The 16,188-nt window shown below is 68.6% G+C and carries 12 protein-coding genes and 1 tRNA gene; 6 read left to right on the top strand and 7 right to left on the bottom strand.

The window, feature by feature from the left end:
- Positions 1-72: 72 nt before the first annotated feature.
- Positions 73-951, bottom strand: coding sequence for a tRNA glutamyl-Q(34) synthetase GluQRS (gene gluQRS / locus IFS44_RS15925; RefSeq protein WP_192099176.1), 879 nt, complete (start codon positions 949-951; stop codon positions 73-75).
- 74 nt (positions 952-1,025) lie between these two features.
- Here gluQRS and IFS44_RS15920 point away from each other — a divergent pair, with 74 nt between their 5' ends.
- The 3 genes from IFS44_RS15920 to ppc all read left to right on the top strand — a co-directional run bounded on the left by IFS44_RS15920 (position 1,026) and on the right by ppc (position 4,806).
- Complete coding sequence (locus tag IFS44_RS15920; RefSeq protein ID WP_031440448.1) at positions 1,026-1,592, top strand: HNH endonuclease; 567 nt, start codon at positions 1,026-1,028, stop codon at positions 1,590-1,592.
- Between the two features lie 37 nt (positions 1,593-1,629).
- Positions 1,630-2,007 carry an EF-hand domain-containing protein gene (locus tag IFS44_RS15915; protein ID WP_192099175.1) on the top strand — a complete coding sequence of 126 codons (378 nt, stop codon included), beginning with the start codon at positions 1,630-1,632 and terminating at the stop codon, positions 2,005-2,007.
- A 105-nt stretch (positions 2,008-2,112) separates the two neighbouring features.
- Positions 2,113-4,806 (top strand): phosphoenolpyruvate carboxylase, encoded by a 2,694-nt coding sequence (gene ppc, locus IFS44_RS15910; RefSeq protein ID WP_192099174.1) that lies wholly within the window; start codon positions 2,113-2,115, stop codon positions 4,804-4,806.
- A gap of 108 nt (positions 4,807-4,914) precedes the next feature.
- On the opposite strand, the gene IFS44_RS15905 is transcribed toward ppc, so the two are convergent.
- The 3 genes from IFS44_RS15905 to IFS44_RS15895 all read right to left on the bottom strand — a co-directional run bounded on the left by IFS44_RS15905 (position 4,915) and on the right by IFS44_RS15895 (position 8,130).
- The gene (locus IFS44_RS15905; RefSeq protein WP_183937533.1) at positions 4,915-5,313 is read right to left on the bottom strand and encodes an acyl-CoA thioesterase; all 399 of its coding nucleotides are present in this window, start codon (positions 5,311-5,313) and stop codon (positions 4,915-4,917) included.
- A complete protein-coding gene (locus IFS44_RS15900) occupies positions 5,310-5,873 on the bottom strand; it encodes a VTT domain-containing protein (protein WP_192099173.1) in 564 nt (187 codons plus the stop codon). Before IFS44_RS15900 ends, IFS44_RS15905 begins: the two co-directional genes overlap by 4 nt.
- Before the next feature lie 169 nt (positions 5,874-6,042).
- On the bottom strand, positions 6,043-8,130 hold the full coding sequence (locus IFS44_RS15895) for a S9 family peptidase (protein WP_244650356.1): 2,088 nt from the start codon (positions 8,128-8,130) through the stop codon (positions 6,043-6,045).
- 246 nt (positions 8,131-8,376) lie between these two features.
- Here IFS44_RS15895 and IFS44_RS15890 point away from each other — a divergent pair, with 246 nt between their 5' ends.
- On the top strand, positions 8,377-10,188 hold the full coding sequence (locus IFS44_RS15890) for an aminopeptidase P family protein (RefSeq protein ID WP_192099171.1): 1,812 nt from the start codon (positions 8,377-8,379) through the stop codon (positions 10,186-10,188).
- Between the two features lie 5 nt (positions 10,189-10,193).
- On the opposite strand, the gene IFS44_RS15885 is transcribed toward IFS44_RS15890, so the two are convergent.
- A complete protein-coding gene (locus IFS44_RS15885; RefSeq protein ID WP_192099170.1) occupies positions 10,194-10,343 on the bottom strand; it encodes a hypothetical protein in 150 nt (49 codons plus the stop codon).
- Between the two features lie 89 nt (positions 10,344-10,432).
- On the opposite strand from IFS44_RS15885, the gene IFS44_RS15880 reads away from it, so the two are divergent.
- Together IFS44_RS15880 and IFS44_RS15875 are read left to right on the top strand one after the other, a co-directional pair.
- Positions 10,433-10,507: transfer RNA gene (locus IFS44_RS15880), tRNA-Thr, on the top strand.
- Positions 10,508-10,711: 204 nt separating this feature from the next.
- Positions 10,712-12,679: a beta-N-acetylhexosaminidase family protein gene (locus tag IFS44_RS15875; RefSeq protein ID WP_244650355.1), complete on the top strand. Its 1,968-nt coding sequence runs from the start codon at positions 10,712-10,714 to the stop codon at positions 12,677-12,679.
- Between the two features lie 25 nt (positions 12,680-12,704).
- Here IFS44_RS15875 and mdoH read toward each other — a convergent pair whose 3' ends face one another.
- Both mdoH and IFS44_RS15865 read right to left on the bottom strand, forming a co-directional pair.
- Entirely contained in the window at positions 12,705-14,573 is a 1,869-nt protein-coding gene (gene mdoH / locus IFS44_RS15870) for a glucans biosynthesis glucosyltransferase MdoH (protein WP_192099168.1), read from the bottom strand.
- A 3-nt stretch (positions 14,574-14,576) separates the two neighbouring features.
- Positions 14,577-16,124 carry a glucan biosynthesis protein gene (locus tag IFS44_RS15865; RefSeq protein WP_192099167.1) on the bottom strand — a complete coding sequence of 516 codons (1,548 nt, stop codon included), beginning with the start codon at positions 16,122-16,124 and terminating at the stop codon, positions 14,577-14,579.
- Positions 16,125-16,188: the final 64 nt, after the last annotated feature.

The following is a 16,188-nucleotide window of genomic DNA, read 5'->3' as shown; positions in this document are numbered from 1 at the left end:
CCGTCATCCTGACGAAAGTCAGGATCCAGAGCCAAATACGCCGCACGTCGTAACCCTGGATCCTGACTTCCGTCAGGATGACGGCGAATAGGGCGCATCCCCCGCCAGCATCGCCCGCACCCCCGCCGCAACCGCCAGCCCGTCCTCCCCCCGTTCGCGCATCGCCGCAAGCGAGGGCGCACCCGTGCGCTTGGCGAGCCGCGCGCCATCCGCCCCCAGCATCAGCGGATGGTGATGGTAGCGCGGCGTCGGCAACCCCAGCAGCGCCTGCAACAGTCGGTGCACGTCGGTCGCCGCGAACAGGTCGTCGCCGCGCACCACGTCGGTGACGCCCTGCACCGCATCGTCGAGCGTCACCGCGAGATGATAGCTGGCGGGTGCATCCTTGCGCGCGAGCACCACATCGCCCTGCGCCGCCGGATCGGCCCGCACCGTCCCCGCGCGCGCATCCACCCAGTCGAGCGGTCCCGTCACGTTGAGCGCCGCCGCCATGTCGAGCCGCCAGCAATGCGCCTCGCCCATCCGCGCCGCGACCTCGGCGGGCGCCAGCTTCCGGCACGTCCCCGGATAGACCGCGGCGTCTCCGGCATGCGGCGCCGACAGGCTCGCCGCGATCTCCGCGCGCGTACAGAAACACGGATAGAGCAGCCCGCGCGCGTTCAAGCCATCGAGCGCCGCCTGATAGGATGCGAGCCGCGCCGACTGGTGGGACAGATCGTCCCAGTCCAGCCCCAGCCAGCGCAGATCCTCCACGATTCCCGCGACATGCTCGGGCCGGCTGCGGCCCATGTCGATATCCTCGATCCGCAGCAGGAACCGCCCGCCCCGCGCCCGCGCAAAGTCGTGCGCGCGGATCGCCGACAGCGCATGGCCGAGGTGCAGCCGCCCGGTCGGACTGGGTGCGAACCGCGTCGTGACGAATTCCGCGCTGTTCACTGGACTTGACCCCATGTCCCGCGCCGTGCTGTCATGACCCTGTCATGCCGGTGCGCGAAAGCGCGTCCGGGACTTTTGTGGGAGGAGCCGTGTTTCACCCCGACCTGATACGCCACCCGGATGGATGTCCGGCGCTCGTGCTCAACGCCGATTACACGCCGCTCTCCTATTATCCGCTCAGCGTCTGGCCCTGGCAGACCGCCGTGAAGGCCGTCTTCCTCGATCGCGTCGATATCGTCGCCAATTACGAACGCGAGGTGCGCAGCGCGAGCTTCGCGCTCAAGCTCCCCTCGGTGATCGCGCTCAAGCAATTCGTCAAACCGTCGCAATTTCCCGCCTTCACCCGTTTCAACCTGTTCCTGCGCGACAAGTTCACCTGCCAATATTGCGGCAAGCTGCGCGATCTCACCTTCGACCATGTCATTCCCCGCGCGCAAGGCGGGCGGACCACCTGGGAAAATGTCGTCACCGCCTGTGCGCCGTGCAACCTCAAAAAGGGCGGGCGCACCCCGCGCCAGGCCGCGATGCCGCTCCATCTCGAGCCGATCCGCCCGACCAACTGGCATCTGCACGAACATGGCCGCAGCTTCCCGCCGAATTATTTGCACGAAACCTGGCATGATTGGCTCTACTGGGACATTGAACTCGAAGCGTGACCGTCCGGCCGCGCAGCATTGTGCGGGAGACGGGTCGATGCGGGTGATGATGGGTGTGATCGCGGTAGGACTGATCGTCGCAGGGTGCGGCGACAAGGATGCGCAGCGCGCAGAGGCGGATGCCGGCGCGGTCGGCTTCGTCCCCCCCTCGGTCACCTCGCGGCTCGACTTCGGCGCCAGCATGGAACGCCGCTTCCGCACGCTCGACCGCAACGCCGATGATCGCATCACCAAGGACGAGCTGCCCTCCCCCAATGCACGGATCAAGGCGTTCGACCGCAACAAGGACGGCGTGATTACCGAGGTCGAGTGGAGCGAAGGCACGCTGCGATGGTTCGACCGGATGGACCTGAACCACGACGGCACCGTCACCTCCGAAGAGCGCGCCGAAGCCCGCAAGCGCGAGGGGCGGTGATCGCCTGTAACTTTATGTCCTGACCGCACGGCTTCAGGCGCGGATTTCATCGCCGATTGCGGGTTCGGCGGTTGACCTGATCCCTGTCGCAGCGCAGCAAGGCGCATGGCCAGTCTTCCCGCAATCGCGAACAATTCCGACATCCGTTTCCTCGGCACGCTGCTCGGCGACGTCATCCGCAGCTATGGCGGGCCGCGTCTGTTCGAGGCGACCGAGACGATCCGCAAGGCCTCGGTCGAGCGTCACCGCGGCCTCGCCGAGGGCCGGACCGACGATCACGCCGCGGTCGATCTCAGCCTCGAAAAGCTCAGCCTCGACGAGACGCTCGATTTCGTCCGCGGCTTCATGCTGTTCTCGATGCTCGCCAATCTGGCCGAGGACCGGCAGGGGATCGCGGCGGAACACGGCGCCGACCTCGCCTCCGCGATCGCGCAGCTCGAAGCCGAGGGGATCGACCGGACGCAGGTCCGCGCGCTGCTCGACCATGCGCTGATCGTCCCCGTGCTCACCGCGCACCCGACCGAGGTGCGGCGCAAGAGCATGATCGACCACCGCAACCGCATCGCCGAGCTGCTCGCGCTGCGCGATGCGGGTCGCGACACCACCCCCGATGGCGACCGGGTCGACGACGCGATCCTGCGCCAGATCGCATTGCTGTGGCAGACGCGCGTGCTGCGCCGCGACCGGCTCTACGTCACCGACGAGGTCGATACCGCGCTCAGCTATCTGCGCGACGTCTTCCTCCCCGCTTTGCCCGCGCTCTACCAGCGCTGGGACCGCGCGCTCGGCGAACGCACGCCGAGCTTCCTCAAGCCCGGCAGCTGGATCGGTGGCGACCGCGACGGCAATCCCTATGTCACCGCCGATTCGCTCAAGACCGCGCTTGCCCGCGCCAGCGAGGCGGTGCTCGGCTATTATTGCCAGGCGGTCCACGCGCTCGGCGCCGAGCTCTCGATCTCGACCGAGCACGCCATCGCCGACCCCGCGGTCGAGGCGCTCGCTGCGGCAAGCGGCGACGACGCCACCAGCCGCGCCGACGAACCCTATCGCCGCGCCTTGTCGGGGATCTATGCGCGCCTCGCCGCGACGCAGCAGAAACTGACCGGCAAGGCCGCGCCGCGCCCCGGCCGCCTCACCGGCGCGCCCTATGCCAGCCCGGCCGATCTGCGCGCCGATCTCGTCACGCTCGCCCACGGGCTCGGCACCGCACTCAAGACCGGCGGCGCGCTCGGCCGGCTGATCCGCGCGGTCGAGACGTTCGGCTTCCACCTCGCCACGCTCGACCTGCGCCAGAACAGCGCGGTCCATGAACGCGTCGTCGCCGAACTGCTCAAGGTGTCGGGCGTCGAGGCGGACTATCTCGCGCTCGACGAGGCGGCGCGCGTCGCGCTGCTCCGCCGCGAACTTGCCAATGCGCGCCCGCTCACCACCCGCTTTGCCGCCTATAGCGACGAGACCGCGGGCGAGCTCGCGATCCTCCAGGCCGCCGCCGACGCGCATGCCGCCTATGGCCCCGCCTGCATCACCAACTACATCGTCTCGATGGCGCAGTCGGTCAGCGACCTGCTCGAGGTGAACCTGCTGCTCAAGGAGGTCGGGCTCTACCGCCCCGGCGACACCCCTACCGCCGCGATCATGGCGGTGCCGCTGTTCGAGACGATCGGCGATCTCGAGGCCGCGCCCGCGGTCATGACCGCCTGGTTCGCGCTGCCCGAGATCGCGACGATCGCCAAGGCGCGCGGTCATCAGGAGGTGATGATCGGCTATTCGGACAGCAACAAGGATGGCGGCTACCTCACCTCCACCTGGCAATTGTCCAAGGCCTCGACCGCGCTCAGGCCCGTGTTCGAGCAGGCGGGCGTCGGCATGCAGCTGTTCCACGGCCGCGGCGGCGCGGTCGGGCGCGGCGGCGGTTCGGCCTTCGCGGCGATTCGCGCGCAGCCCGGCGGCACCGTGCAGGGCCGCATCCGCATCACCGAACAGGGCGAGGTGATCGCCGCCAAATACGGCACGCGCGACGCGGCGATGACCAATCTCGAGGCGATCGCCTCGGCGACCCTGCTCGCCAGCCTCGAACCCGAACGCCTGTCGAACGCCGACACCGCGCGCTTCTGCGCCGCGATGGACTGGCTCAGCGACACCGCGTTCCACAGCTATCGCGACCTCGTCTACGGCACGGTCGGCGGCGACGAGCGCGGCTTTCGTACCTTTTTCCGCCAGATGACGCCGATCGCCGAGATCGCCGGTCTCAAGATCGGCAGCCGTCCCGCCAGCCGCACCAAGTCCGACCGGATCGAGGATCTGCGCGCCATCCCCTGGGTGTTCAGCTGGGCGCAGGCGCGCGTCATGCTTCCCGGCTGGTACGGCGTCGGCCAGGCGCTCGCCGGGTTCGAGGACAAGGCGCTGCTGCGCGACATGGCGCAGGGCTGGCCGCTCTTCGCCTCGGCGCTCGCCAATCTGGAGATGGTGCTGGCCAAGTCGGACATGGCGATCGCCGCACGCTATGCCGGGCTGGTCGAGGATCCGGCGCTGCGCGACACCGTCTTCGGCCGGATCCGCGACGGCTGGCAGCAGACGCATGACGGGCTGCTCGATGCGACCGGCCAGTCGCGCCTGCTCGAAAAACACCCTGCGCTCGAGGCGTCGATCCGCCTCCGCCTGCCCTATATCGAGCCGCTCAACCTGCTCCAGATCGAACTGATCAAACGCCGCCGCGCCGGTGAAGAGGATGCACGCATCGGCGAAGGCATCCTCCTGTCGATCAACGCGATCGCAACGGGCCTGAGGAACAGCGGCTAATCTCCCTCTCCCCTCAGGGGAGAGGGAAGGGGCCCGCGGCCCTTGCCGTGGGAAGGGTGAGGGCAAGTGAGGCCAAAACCCTCACCCCAAACCCTCAGCCCAAAACCCTCAGCCCGCCGCACCAAAAAACGGCGCGGCTATCTCCGGCCGCACCCGCAGCAACCGCCCGCTCGCCCGGTCGAGCAGCGCCCAGGTCGTCACCGCGTCCAGCTTCACGCGCCCGTCGTCGCCGACGAACCGCACATGCCGGTCGAACCGCGCGCCCTTCGGCCCGCCCTCGACCCAGGTCTCGCCGGTCACCGTCTCGCCCGCGACCACGCTGCCACGATAGTCGATCTCGTGCCGCGTCACGACCCAGACATAGGCGGCCTTGTGCTCGGCGGGCGCGACCGCCTCCCAATGCGCGGTCGCGATCCGCTGGATCCACTGGACCCAGACCGCATTGTTGACGTGCCCCAGCTCGTCGATATCCGCCTCGGCCGCGGTGATCGTCATCGTGAAGGTCATGCGCTGCGCTCCCGCCATTTCCGCCACGCGAACCAGCCGCCGCCGACGGTCAGCAACGCCGCGGCGCCGAACAGGATCAGCCGCCCGGTGCCGATCCGCCCGAGCATCTCCTCGATGACGTTGCCGAACGCATAGCCGATCGCGCTGAACACACAGCCCCACACGATCGCCGCGGCGAGGTTCACCGCCAGGAACAGGCGCTGCGAAATTCGGCTCGTCCCGATCGCGATCGGGCTGACGGTGCGGATCCCGTAGACGAAGCGATAGGCGAAGATGAACCGCCGCGGATAGCGTTCGAGCAGGTCGATCGCGCGCGCATAGGCCGACCGCCGCCGGATCGCCGCAACGGGGCGCGACTCGCGGAAATATCGCCCGCCCGCAAAGAACAGCTGGTCCGCGACGAACGACCCGATCACCGCCGCCGCCATCGCGCCCGCCAGCGACACCAGCCCCTGATGCGCCAGCACCCCGCCCGTCACGACCGCCGCCTCCCCCTCGACCCCTGCCCCGAGAAAGATCGCCACGACGCCATAGCGCGCCACCAACGCCTCGATCGTCACGCGGCAGGCAGTCCTTGTTCACGCGAAGGCGCGAAGGCGCAAAGATAGGTGGTTCGCGCAGAGGCGCAGAGGACGCTGAGAATGGTGTGCATCTTCTCTCTGCGTCCTCCGCGTCTCCGCGCGAAAATTCTAAATCTTCGCGCCTTCGCGCCTTCGCGCGAACCAAGAATCATCCCGCGACGCCCAGCTGCCACAGCACGAACGCATGCTCCTCCGCCGCCTCGCGCAGCGACTCGAACCGGCCCGACTTGCCGCCATGCCCCGCGCCCATATTGGTCTTGAGCAACAGCACATTGTCGTCGGTCTTCATCAGCCGCAGCTTGGCCGCCCATTTCGCGGGCTCCCAATAGGTCACGCGCGGATCGTTCAGCCCTCCGCTGATGAACATCGGCGGATAGGCCTGCGCCTTGACGTTGTCGTACGGCGAATAGGAGCGGATCAGCGCGAACGCCGCCGGATCCTCGATCGGATTGCCCCATTCGGGCCATTCCCCCGGCGTCAGCGGCAGCTCGGCATCGAGCATCGTGTTGAGCACGTCGACGAACGGCACGTCGGCGATCACCGGGCCCCAGAGCTCGGGGTCGGAATTGACCACCGCGCCCATCAGCTCGCCACCCGCAGACCGCCCCGCGATCGCGATCCGCCCTGCAGACGTCCACTTCGCGTCGACCAGCGCCTTGGCCACGTCGACGAAATCGTTGAACGTGTTCTCGCGCTTCTCCAGCTTCCCGTCGAGATACCATTGCTGGCCGAGGTCATCGCCGCCGCGGATGTGCGCGATCGCATAGGCAAAGCCGCGATCGAGCAGGCTCATCCGCCCGGTCGAGAAGCCCGGCGGGATCGCATAGCCGTACGCGCCATAGGCATAGAGGAACACAGGCGCCGACCCGTCGCGCACGAACCCGGCCGGATAGACGATCGACACCGGGATCTCGGTGCCGTCGCGTGCGGTGATCTTCAGTCGCTCGGTCGCGTATTTCGCCGCGTCGTAACCGCTCGGAATCTCCTGCACCTTGAGCATCGTCCGCTCACCGGTATCGACGTCATAGTCGTACACCGTCCCCGGCGTGACCATCGACTCATAGCCGAGCCGCAGCACGGTCATGTCATATTCGGGATTATCGCCGAGCCCGGCGACATAGCTCGCCTCGGGAAAGTCGATCCGCTTCCCCTCGGTCGGCGTCTCGTACCGGTGGATCGCGATCTGATCGAGCCCGTCCTCGCGCCCGTCGACCACGAAGAAGTCCTGATAGCACTCCACCCCGGTCATGTAGAAGGTCGGGCTGGCCGGGATCAGCTCGGTCCACGCACCCGGCTCCTCGACCAGCGCGGTGCACAGGCGGAAATTCGGATCGACGTCGTTGGTATGGATGAACAGCGTCCCGTCATGCTCGTCGACGTCATATTCGCGGCCAACCTTCCGCGCGGACACCAGGATCGGCACCGCCAGCGGCTCGTGCGCGGGCAGCAGGTAGATCTCGCTCGTCACATGGTCGCTCGTCGCGATCACGATCCACTTGCGCGAACTCGTCTCGCCGACGCCGACGCGGAAGCCCTCGTCCTCCTCGTGGAACAGCACGACGTCGTCCGTGATCGGCGTGCCCAGCCGGTGGAACCGCGCATTGTCGGTCCGCCACTGCTCGTTCGCCAGACCGTAGAGGAAGCCCGCATCGTCCGCGGTCCACACGATCTCGCTCAGCATCCCCGGAATCACGTCGGGCAGATGCTCGCCGGTGTTGAGGTCCTTGACCCGGACCTCGAACCGCTCGCTCCCGTTATCGTCGATCGCATAGGCGAGATAGCGCCCGTCATTGCTGACCGAGAACGCGCCGAGCCGGAAATATTCATGCCCCTCGGCCAGCGCCGGCTCGTCGAGCAGCAGCTCGTCGTCACCGCCCGCGACGGGCTTGCGCCACCATTTCTTGTACTGGCCGCCGGTCTCATAGGCGGTCCAGTAGAGCCAGTCGCCATCCTTTTGCGGGACCGAGGATTCGTCCTCCTTGATCCGCGCCTTCATCTCTTCGTACAAAGTGTCGGTCAGCGCCTTGTGCGGCGCCATCTGCGCCTCGAAATAGGCATTCTCGGCGGCGAGATACGCCAGCACGTCCGCGTCATCGACCTCGGGATAGTTGGGATCCTTCAGCCACGCATAGGGATCCTCGATCGTCACGCCATGCGCGGTAAAGCTGTGCGGCCGCTGCTCGGCACGCGGCGGCACGGATGGGGTCTCGGGCGAAGAGATGGCAGGGGAACTCATGGTCATCCCCCCTGTTACCGCCCCGAAGACCGGAAGCCAACGCACCACGCCTCCTCCCCGCAAGCAAACCCCGCTGTCCTACACGCCGCGTTTCTGTCACAACACGCGCCATGCCCTGTCCCGGCCCCAATCGCCCGCACACGCCCCGCCCGCGCGGCACCCGACCGGCACGCTGGACCTGACAAAGCCGCATATTTTGCTGCCAGCGTCTCAACATTCACAACATTCAGATCGACGAAAGCCCCGATGACCCGATCCAGCCCGACCCGACTCACCGCCCTGCGCGCCCATCTCGCCGCCGCCGGCCTCGACGGCTTCGTCGTGCCGCTGACCGACGAGCATATGAGCGAATATGTCGGCGGCTATGCGCAGCGGCTCGGCTGGCTGACCGGCTTCCAGGGCTCGGCGGGCAGCGCCGCGGTGCTCGCCGACCGCGCCGCGATCTTCACCGATGGCCGCTACACGCTCCAGGTCCGCGAACAGGTCGATGGCGATCACTGGGACTACGCCCCCGTGCCGCAGACCAGCGTCGCCGCCTGGCTCGGCACCCACGTCGCCGAGGGCGCGCGGATCGGCTATGACGCGTGGCTGCACACCAGCGCCTGGGTCGCCGAAGCCAGCGCGGTGCTCGCCGATCGCGGCGCACAGCTCGTCGCGGTCGATGCCAACCCGATCGACGCGATCTGGACCGACCGCCCCGCGCCGTCCGCCGTCAGGATCACCATCCAGCCCGACGATTTCGCCGGCGCCTCGTCCGCCGAAAAACGCGCGCGGATCGCCGACTGGCTCGCCGAACAGCGCGCCGACGCGGTCGTGCTGTCCGCGCTCGATTCGATCGCCTGGACGCTCAACATCCGCGGCGACGACGTCAGCCACACCCCCGTCGCGCTCAGCTATGCGATTGTCGGCGCCGACGGCACCACCGACCTGTTCGTCGCACCCGAAAAGCTCGACGACACCGTCCGCCAGCATCTCGGCAACGCGGTCCGCGTGCATGACCGCGCCGCGTTCCAGCCCGCGCTACGCGACTTCGCAGGCAAGCGCGTCGCCGCCGACCCCGAACGCGCCGTCGCCGCGATTTCCGACGCGCTGACCGCGGGCGGGGCCAAGGTGCTCGCGCTGCGCGATCCCGTCGTCCTCGCCAAGGCGCTCAAGAACCCGGTCGAGATCGCCGGCCACCGCGCCGCCTCGGTCCGCGACGGCGCCGCGCTCGCGCGCTTCCTGCGCTGGGTCGAGACCGACTGCGCCGACGGCAGCCAGACCGAATTGTCCGCCACCGCGAAGCTGCTCGCCTTCCGCGAGGCGACCGGGCTGCTGAAGGACACGTCGTTCGACACGATCTCCGCGACCGGCGCGCACGGCGCCAGCCCGCACTACCACTGCACCGAGGAGTCGAACGTCCCCCTCGAGCCCGGCCAGCTTTATCTGGTCGATTCGGGCGGGCAATATGCCGATGGCACCACCGACGTGACGCGCGTCATGCCGATCGGCGCACTGTCACCCGAACAGGGCAAGGAGATCCGCGACCGCTTCACCCGCGTGCTCAAGGGCCATATCGCGATCGCGACCGCGGTCTTCCCCGACGGCACGCTCGGCGGTCAGATCGACGCCTTCGCCCGCCGTCCGCTCTGGGAGGCGGGGCTCGATTTCGCGCACGGCACCGGTCACGGCATCGGCGCCTATCTGGCGGTGCATGAAGGGCCGCAGCGGATCGCCTCGCCCAACTACCCCGGCGGCGCGGCGATGGAGCCGCTGCGTGCGGGGATGATGCTCTCGAACGAGCCCGGCTATTACAAGGCGGGCGAATACGGCATCCGGATCGAGAATCTGCTGCTGATCGAACCGCGCACGATTCCCGGCGCGGACCGCGCGATGCTCGGCTTCGAGACGCTGACCTTCTGCCCGATCGAGCGCACGCTGATCGAACCGTCGCTGCTCACCCAGCCCGAGCTCGCATGGCTGAACGCCTATCACGCGCAGGTGCTGGATACGCTCTCGCCCGAAATGACCGGCGACGACCGCGCCTGGCTCCAGGCAAAATGCGCGCCGATCGGCTGACCGCCTCAGTCCACAGGCGGCTCGTCCGTAGGGGGAGCCGCGGCGGGCCCGGCCGACGCGGCACGCGCCTGCGCCTTGCGACGGCGCAGATTATCGCGCAGCGCGGCGGCCATGCGGGCCGCTTTTTCCGCCGCCTTTTCATCGTTCGATTGCATAATAACGCTCTACATCGTCGCGCGACGCCTTGACAATCGTCCCGCCCTCGTCTCTTAGCCCCACTCCGCCGACAGCGATGTCGACGAGTGCTGCCGTAGCTCAGTGGTAGAGCGCATCCTTGGTAAGGCTGAGGTCGTGAGTTCAATCCTCACCGGCAGCACCAGCTTTTTTCATCCGACCGCCGCGTGGACCCGACGTCCCGCCGGCCCTGCGATAGGGGCCCAAGGTCGGCCAACCCATCCTGACCAAAGTCTGTCGGCAATGGCCGCCATGGCAGCGACGCCTTGCCGTGACGCCGTCCTGTGCCTAAACCGCTCCCATAATACCAATGAAATACCGGAGAGCTGTTATGACGCGACGCATGGCCATGACGGGGACGTACGCGGCCCTGATCGCGACGGGCTTGGCGACCACGGTCTCCGCGCAGGGTGCCGCGCAACCGGTGACGATGCCCGCCATCTTCCCCGCGCCGACGTCGATCGCGCTGCGGACCGGCACGATAACGCTCGGCCGATCGGTGGTGCTTGTCGCCCCAGACGGCACCGACGGTGACAGCGTCGCGCTGGTCCGCGAGATCCTGCGTGCCGCCGGAGTCACGACGATCACGACCGCGCGGCGGCTGCCCGCCGCCCCCGATCGCCCGCACATCCTGCTCGGCACCGGCGACACCGCGATCGTCCGCGACGCGCTCGCCCGCGCCGGTACCGTCCGCGACACGCATCCCGAAGGCTATACGATCGCCACGCTCGCGGCGGGCAACAGCGGCATTATCACGCTGGCGGGCCAGGACGCGGACGGACTGTTCCATGCCGTCCAGACGTTCCGACAGCTCGCGGCACGCCCGGCCCTCCCCGCGCTGGTGATCCAGGATCATCCCGCGATGCCGATGCGCGGCACGATCGAGGGCTTTTACGGCAAGCCCTGGACGATGGCGGACCGGACGAAGCATCTCGACTTCCTCGCCACCGTCAAGGCGAACACCTATGTCTACAGCCCCAAGGACGATCCCTATGCGCGGGATCGCTGGCGCGAGGCCTATCCCGCGGCGACTTTGTCCGCGCTCGGCACGCTGGTCGCTACCGCACGGCGCAATCATGTCGACTTCGTCTATGCGGTGTCGCCGGGCCCGTCGGTGTGCTTCTCCGACCCTGCCGATGCTCAGGCGCTCGAACGCAAGTTCGCCGCGTTGCGATCGATCGGCGTCCACAGCTTCTACGTCGCGCTCGACGACATCGAATATACAAAATGGAATTGCGAGCGGGACAAGGCCAGTTTCGGACCATCGGGCGCCGAGGCCGCCGGCATCGCGCAATCGCGCCTGCTGAACGCGGTCCAGGCGGATCTGCTCGCAAAGGATCCGTCGTCGCGCCCGCTGATCATGGTGCCGACCGAATATTACGACGCGAAGGAAACCCCGTACAAGGCGGCGCTGCGCAAATATCTCGATCCCCGCGTCGTGGTGCAATGGACCGGCACCGATGTCGTCCCCCCCGCGATCTCGATCGCCGATGCGAAGACCGCGACCAAGGCCTTTGGGCGCAAGACGCTGCTGTGGGACAATTATCCGGTCAACGATTATGCCCAGACCACCGGGCGGCTGCTGCTCGCGCCTTATGCGCGGCGCGAGGCGGGGCTGGCGGGCGAACTGACGGGGATCCTGTCGAACCCGATGAACCAGGAGGCGCCAAGCCGCGTCGCGGTGACCGGCGTTGCCGCGTTCGGCTGGAACGACAAGGACTATGACGCGGACCGGACGTGGCAGTTCGCCGCCCGCGAGCTGGCGGGCGGCGATGCGCGCGCGACCGCGGCGCTGCTGAGCTTCTTCGATACGCAGCATCTCGCCCCGACCTTCGGCAGCCAACCCTGGCAGCCCCAGGCGCCCAGGCTCAAGGCGCAGCTCGACGCCGTGCGCCTCGCGCTGGCGGAGGGCGACGCGGCGGCCCGCGGCCTCGCGCTCGTGGATCTGGCCAGGGCGGCGGACACGCTGGCGGCGGCGCCTGACACGATCCGCTCGGGCACGATCGATCCGGGCTTTGCGGACCAGGCACGCCCCTGGCTCGATGCGATGCAGCTTTGGGGCCGCGCGCTCCAGATGACCGCCGCCGGACTCGACGCCGCGAACCGCGACGGCGCGGCCGCCGCCGGTTATTTCGCCGAAGCGCGGCGTCTCGCCGCACAGGCCGCGGCCGTCCAGACCATCCCCGGTGCGACGCGGTTCGACGGTGCGATCCGGGTTGCCGACGGCGTGCTCGACCGGTTCGTCGCGGACGCCCCGACGCTGATCGCCGCCGCATCCGCCCCAGCCGTGTCTGCTTCCGCCGAAGCCGTGCGGTAGCGTCGGCGGCGCCGCGCGTGGCGCCTCAGTGCGCGATCGCGCGGAGCGCCGACGCCTCGGTCGCGGACAGCTGGTCGATGCCGCTGGCGGGCACCTGGAACAGGCCGCGCGCGTCAGCGCGGCTCCCCGCCGCGTTGCTCGCGCTCCATTTGGCGAGCCACGGCGACAGCAACAGCCCGAGCGTCACCGGCGCCAGCCACAGCGCGGTGATCGGAACGGCGGGCGAGATCAGGAGCAGGGCGACCCCCGCCGCCAGATGCCAGCGATAGCGCGGCACGACATCCGCGATCGACAGCCCGTCGCGATCCCGGTTCTGCGGGCTCCAGCCCGAGGGCTGGCCGCGGAAGATGCTGATCAGGTCCATCGTCTGCGTAAGCATGATGACCGGCGCGGACAGCATCGATAGCGGAATCTCGGCAATGGCCGACACGATGATCGCCCGCGCGCCTCCGAACGCCGCGCGCCGGCTCCGGTCGGACACCGCCCAGATGATACCGAGCAGCTTGGGGCCGAACAGCAGGATGACCGTCAGCGCCAGCACGCGCGCCGAAGTGGTCGCCTCGACCAGCTTGCTTTCGCCGGCAAAGGCCTGCGCGATGGTCGTCAGGATCAGGACCAGCCAGGCGGGCGACGTCATGTATGCCGACGCCCCGATCGCCAGCTGCAGCCGGTTGACCGGATGGAACCCGTCCGACCCCAGCAGCTTCAGATGCTGGATATTGCCCTGCGCCCAGCGCCGGTCGCGCACCGCCATATCGATCAGCGTCGGGGGAAACTCCTCATAGCTGTCGTCGATCATGATCAGGTGCACCGCCCAGCCGCGCCGCCGCAGCAAGGCGGCCTCGACCATGTCGTGGCTCATGATCGCGCCGCCGAACGGCGGGCCGCCGGGCAGCACGGGCAGGCCGCAGCTTTCGGCAAAGGCCCGGGTGCGGATGATCGCATTATGCCCCCAGAAGCTCGCCTCCGACCCCGACCACCAGACCAGACCGGCGGTCGAGATCGGACCGTACAACCGGCTGTTGAACTGCATCCAGCGCTGGAACAGCGTGGTCGCGCCGCGGATCGTCGGCACCGTCTGCAACAGGCCGACCGAGGGGCGGCGCTCCATCACCTGCGCCATGCCGATCATCGCGTCGCCGCTCATCAGGCTGTCTGCGTCGAGCACCAGCATGTGATCATAGCCGCCGCCGAAGCGCCGGACCCAGTCGGCGACATTGCCCGGCTTGCGCGCGACATTGTCGGTCCGGCGGCGATAATAGAGCGGGACGCGCGATCCGGGGGCGAGCACCTCCCACGCCGCGACCTCCTGTGCGCCCGACTCTTCGCCCGAATCGCTCAGCACGAAGAAGGCGAAGCTCCCCGCCTCGCCCGCAGCCTCGATCGCATGCATCATCCGCGCGATCCGGCCGAACACCGCGTCGACATCCTCGTTATGGACCGGGATCAGCACCGCGGTCTGCCCGGTCAGCGGCTGACGGTTCTGCGGGACCGGCACGAAGCCCGGATGCATCCGCGTCATCAGCAGAACGAACCCGATCAGCGCGTTGAGAAATCCGAACGCGATCCACGCGAACAGCGGGAAGAACAGCACGAGCAGCGCGACGTCCCACAGGTCGATGCCGTCGCCGAGCAACGAATCCTGGACCGCCGCCGAGGCGGTGGTGGCGAGCAGCATCGTCAGCAGGAACAGGAGCAGTCGCCGCGACGACATGCCCTCGGGCGAAGTGAGCGTGTCCGAGCCATTGGACGGTCCGGCCAGCGGGTCGGGTGTCGGCCCGCCGCCGGTGCCGCGCGCCCGGAAATTCTGCAGCGGCATGTCGATCGGGACGTCGGCGGGCAATCGTGCCGGAAGTGCGGGATGACCGGGGCGGCCCGGGCTGTCCACGGTCATGGCTCAACCCACCTGCGTCAGCACGGTTTCGCTGAGCGACTGCCCGCCGCGCTTCAGGAACAGCCGGACATCGGCCAGGACGCCGCGTTCGGGGGCGACATCGAGCGTCACGCGCCAGCGGTTCGGCTGGCCGACGACCGGATAGGCGGCGCTGGCGAGGACCCGGCCACGGCTGACATCGGCCTGCACCGTCACCCCGCTCGAGCGGTCGAGACCGGCGAGCGTCGCACCGACGAAATCGACCACGACCTTCCGCGCGCCCGGCGTTGGCTCCGCGCCCGGCCGGCCGGCCGAGCCACGCCAGTTCTCGACCGCATGCGCGGGCTGCGCGACCGACGGATCGCGCGACGACCAGGTCAGCCGATAGTCGAACTGCATCGTCTTCCCCGCGGTCGCCGGCGCGGCGGGGACCCAGAAGGCGGCGACATTGTCGACCGTCTCGCTCGCGGTCGGGAAGGCGTACAGCGTCACCGCGCCCTTGCCCCAGTCGCCCTTCGGTTCGATCCACAGGTTAGCGCGGCGATCGTAGAAGGCGCCGTCGTCCTGATAATGATCGAACGCCCGGTCACGCTGGATCAGGCCGAAGCCGCGCGGATTGTCGTCCTGGAAGCTGTCGAGCGTGGGGGTCGCGGGATTGGCGAGCGGACGCCAGATCCGCTCACCGGCACCGGTCGCCATCGCCAGCCCGTCCGAATCATGGATTTCGGGGCGCCAGTCGATCGCCGCGGCGCGGTTGCCCTCGCCATACCAGAACATGCTCGTCGCCGGCGCGATGCCAAGCCGCGCGACGTCCTTGCGCAGCGTGATCGTCGACGAGACATCCTGCACGACGCCGCCATCGGTCCCGTCGGTGTACCGGCACACGAAGCGGTACGCACCGGTCACGCTGGGCCCGTCGAGAAGGGCATAGACGGTGTAGCTCTGCGCGCCCGTCGCCTCGATCCAGAAGGCGGTAAAGGCGGGAAATTCCTCCTTGCCGTCGATCCCCGTGTCGATCGCGATACCGCGCGCGGACAGGCCATATTGGTCCTGCGAACCGGCGGTACGGAAATAGGAGGCGCCGATAAACGCCATCCAGTCGCTCTTGCCATCACTCGACACCGCGCGAAAGCCGGCGATGCCGAGGGCGGCGTGATGCCCGGACTCGGTCTTGAAGAGATCCGCGGCAAAATCGACCGCGCGCGCCTGCCCGCGTTCGACGACATGGATTGCGACCGGGGTCGGCGCATAGCGGCCGAGCGGGAACAGGCGGATGCCCCCCGCCAGCGTGCGCTCGGGTCGATAGCTGATCGAGCCGACCGCATCATAATCGATCCCCTCGGCCGCCGCGACCTTGGCCGGCGCGCGGTAAGGCGCGCGCGCCAGCGCGGCGGCGCGCTGTTGCAGCGCCTCCCAGGAAAACGACTCGGGCTTGCCCAGCGCGGGGGCGGACGACGCCGCGGCGCCGCGCTTGCGGGGGGTGCCCGACCCCGTCTGTGCCAGTGCCGCCGCCGGCCAAAGGCCCGTGGCCGCAAGAGCCATCATGAAGTCGCGTCGTGTCGTTTCGGTCATGAACCGCTTATCCGACTTCGCGCGCCGCAGTGCAACAATCGGTAATGCCCCGCGCCGCCGCCCG

The sequence above is a fragment of the Sphingomonas sp. CFBP 13706 genome, assembly GCF_014842355.1.
Taxonomy (GTDB): domain Bacteria; phylum Pseudomonadota; class Alphaproteobacteria; order Sphingomonadales; family Sphingomonadaceae; genus Sphingomonas; species Sphingomonas aerolata.
This window is presented reverse-complemented; position numbering and strand designations above follow the sequence as displayed.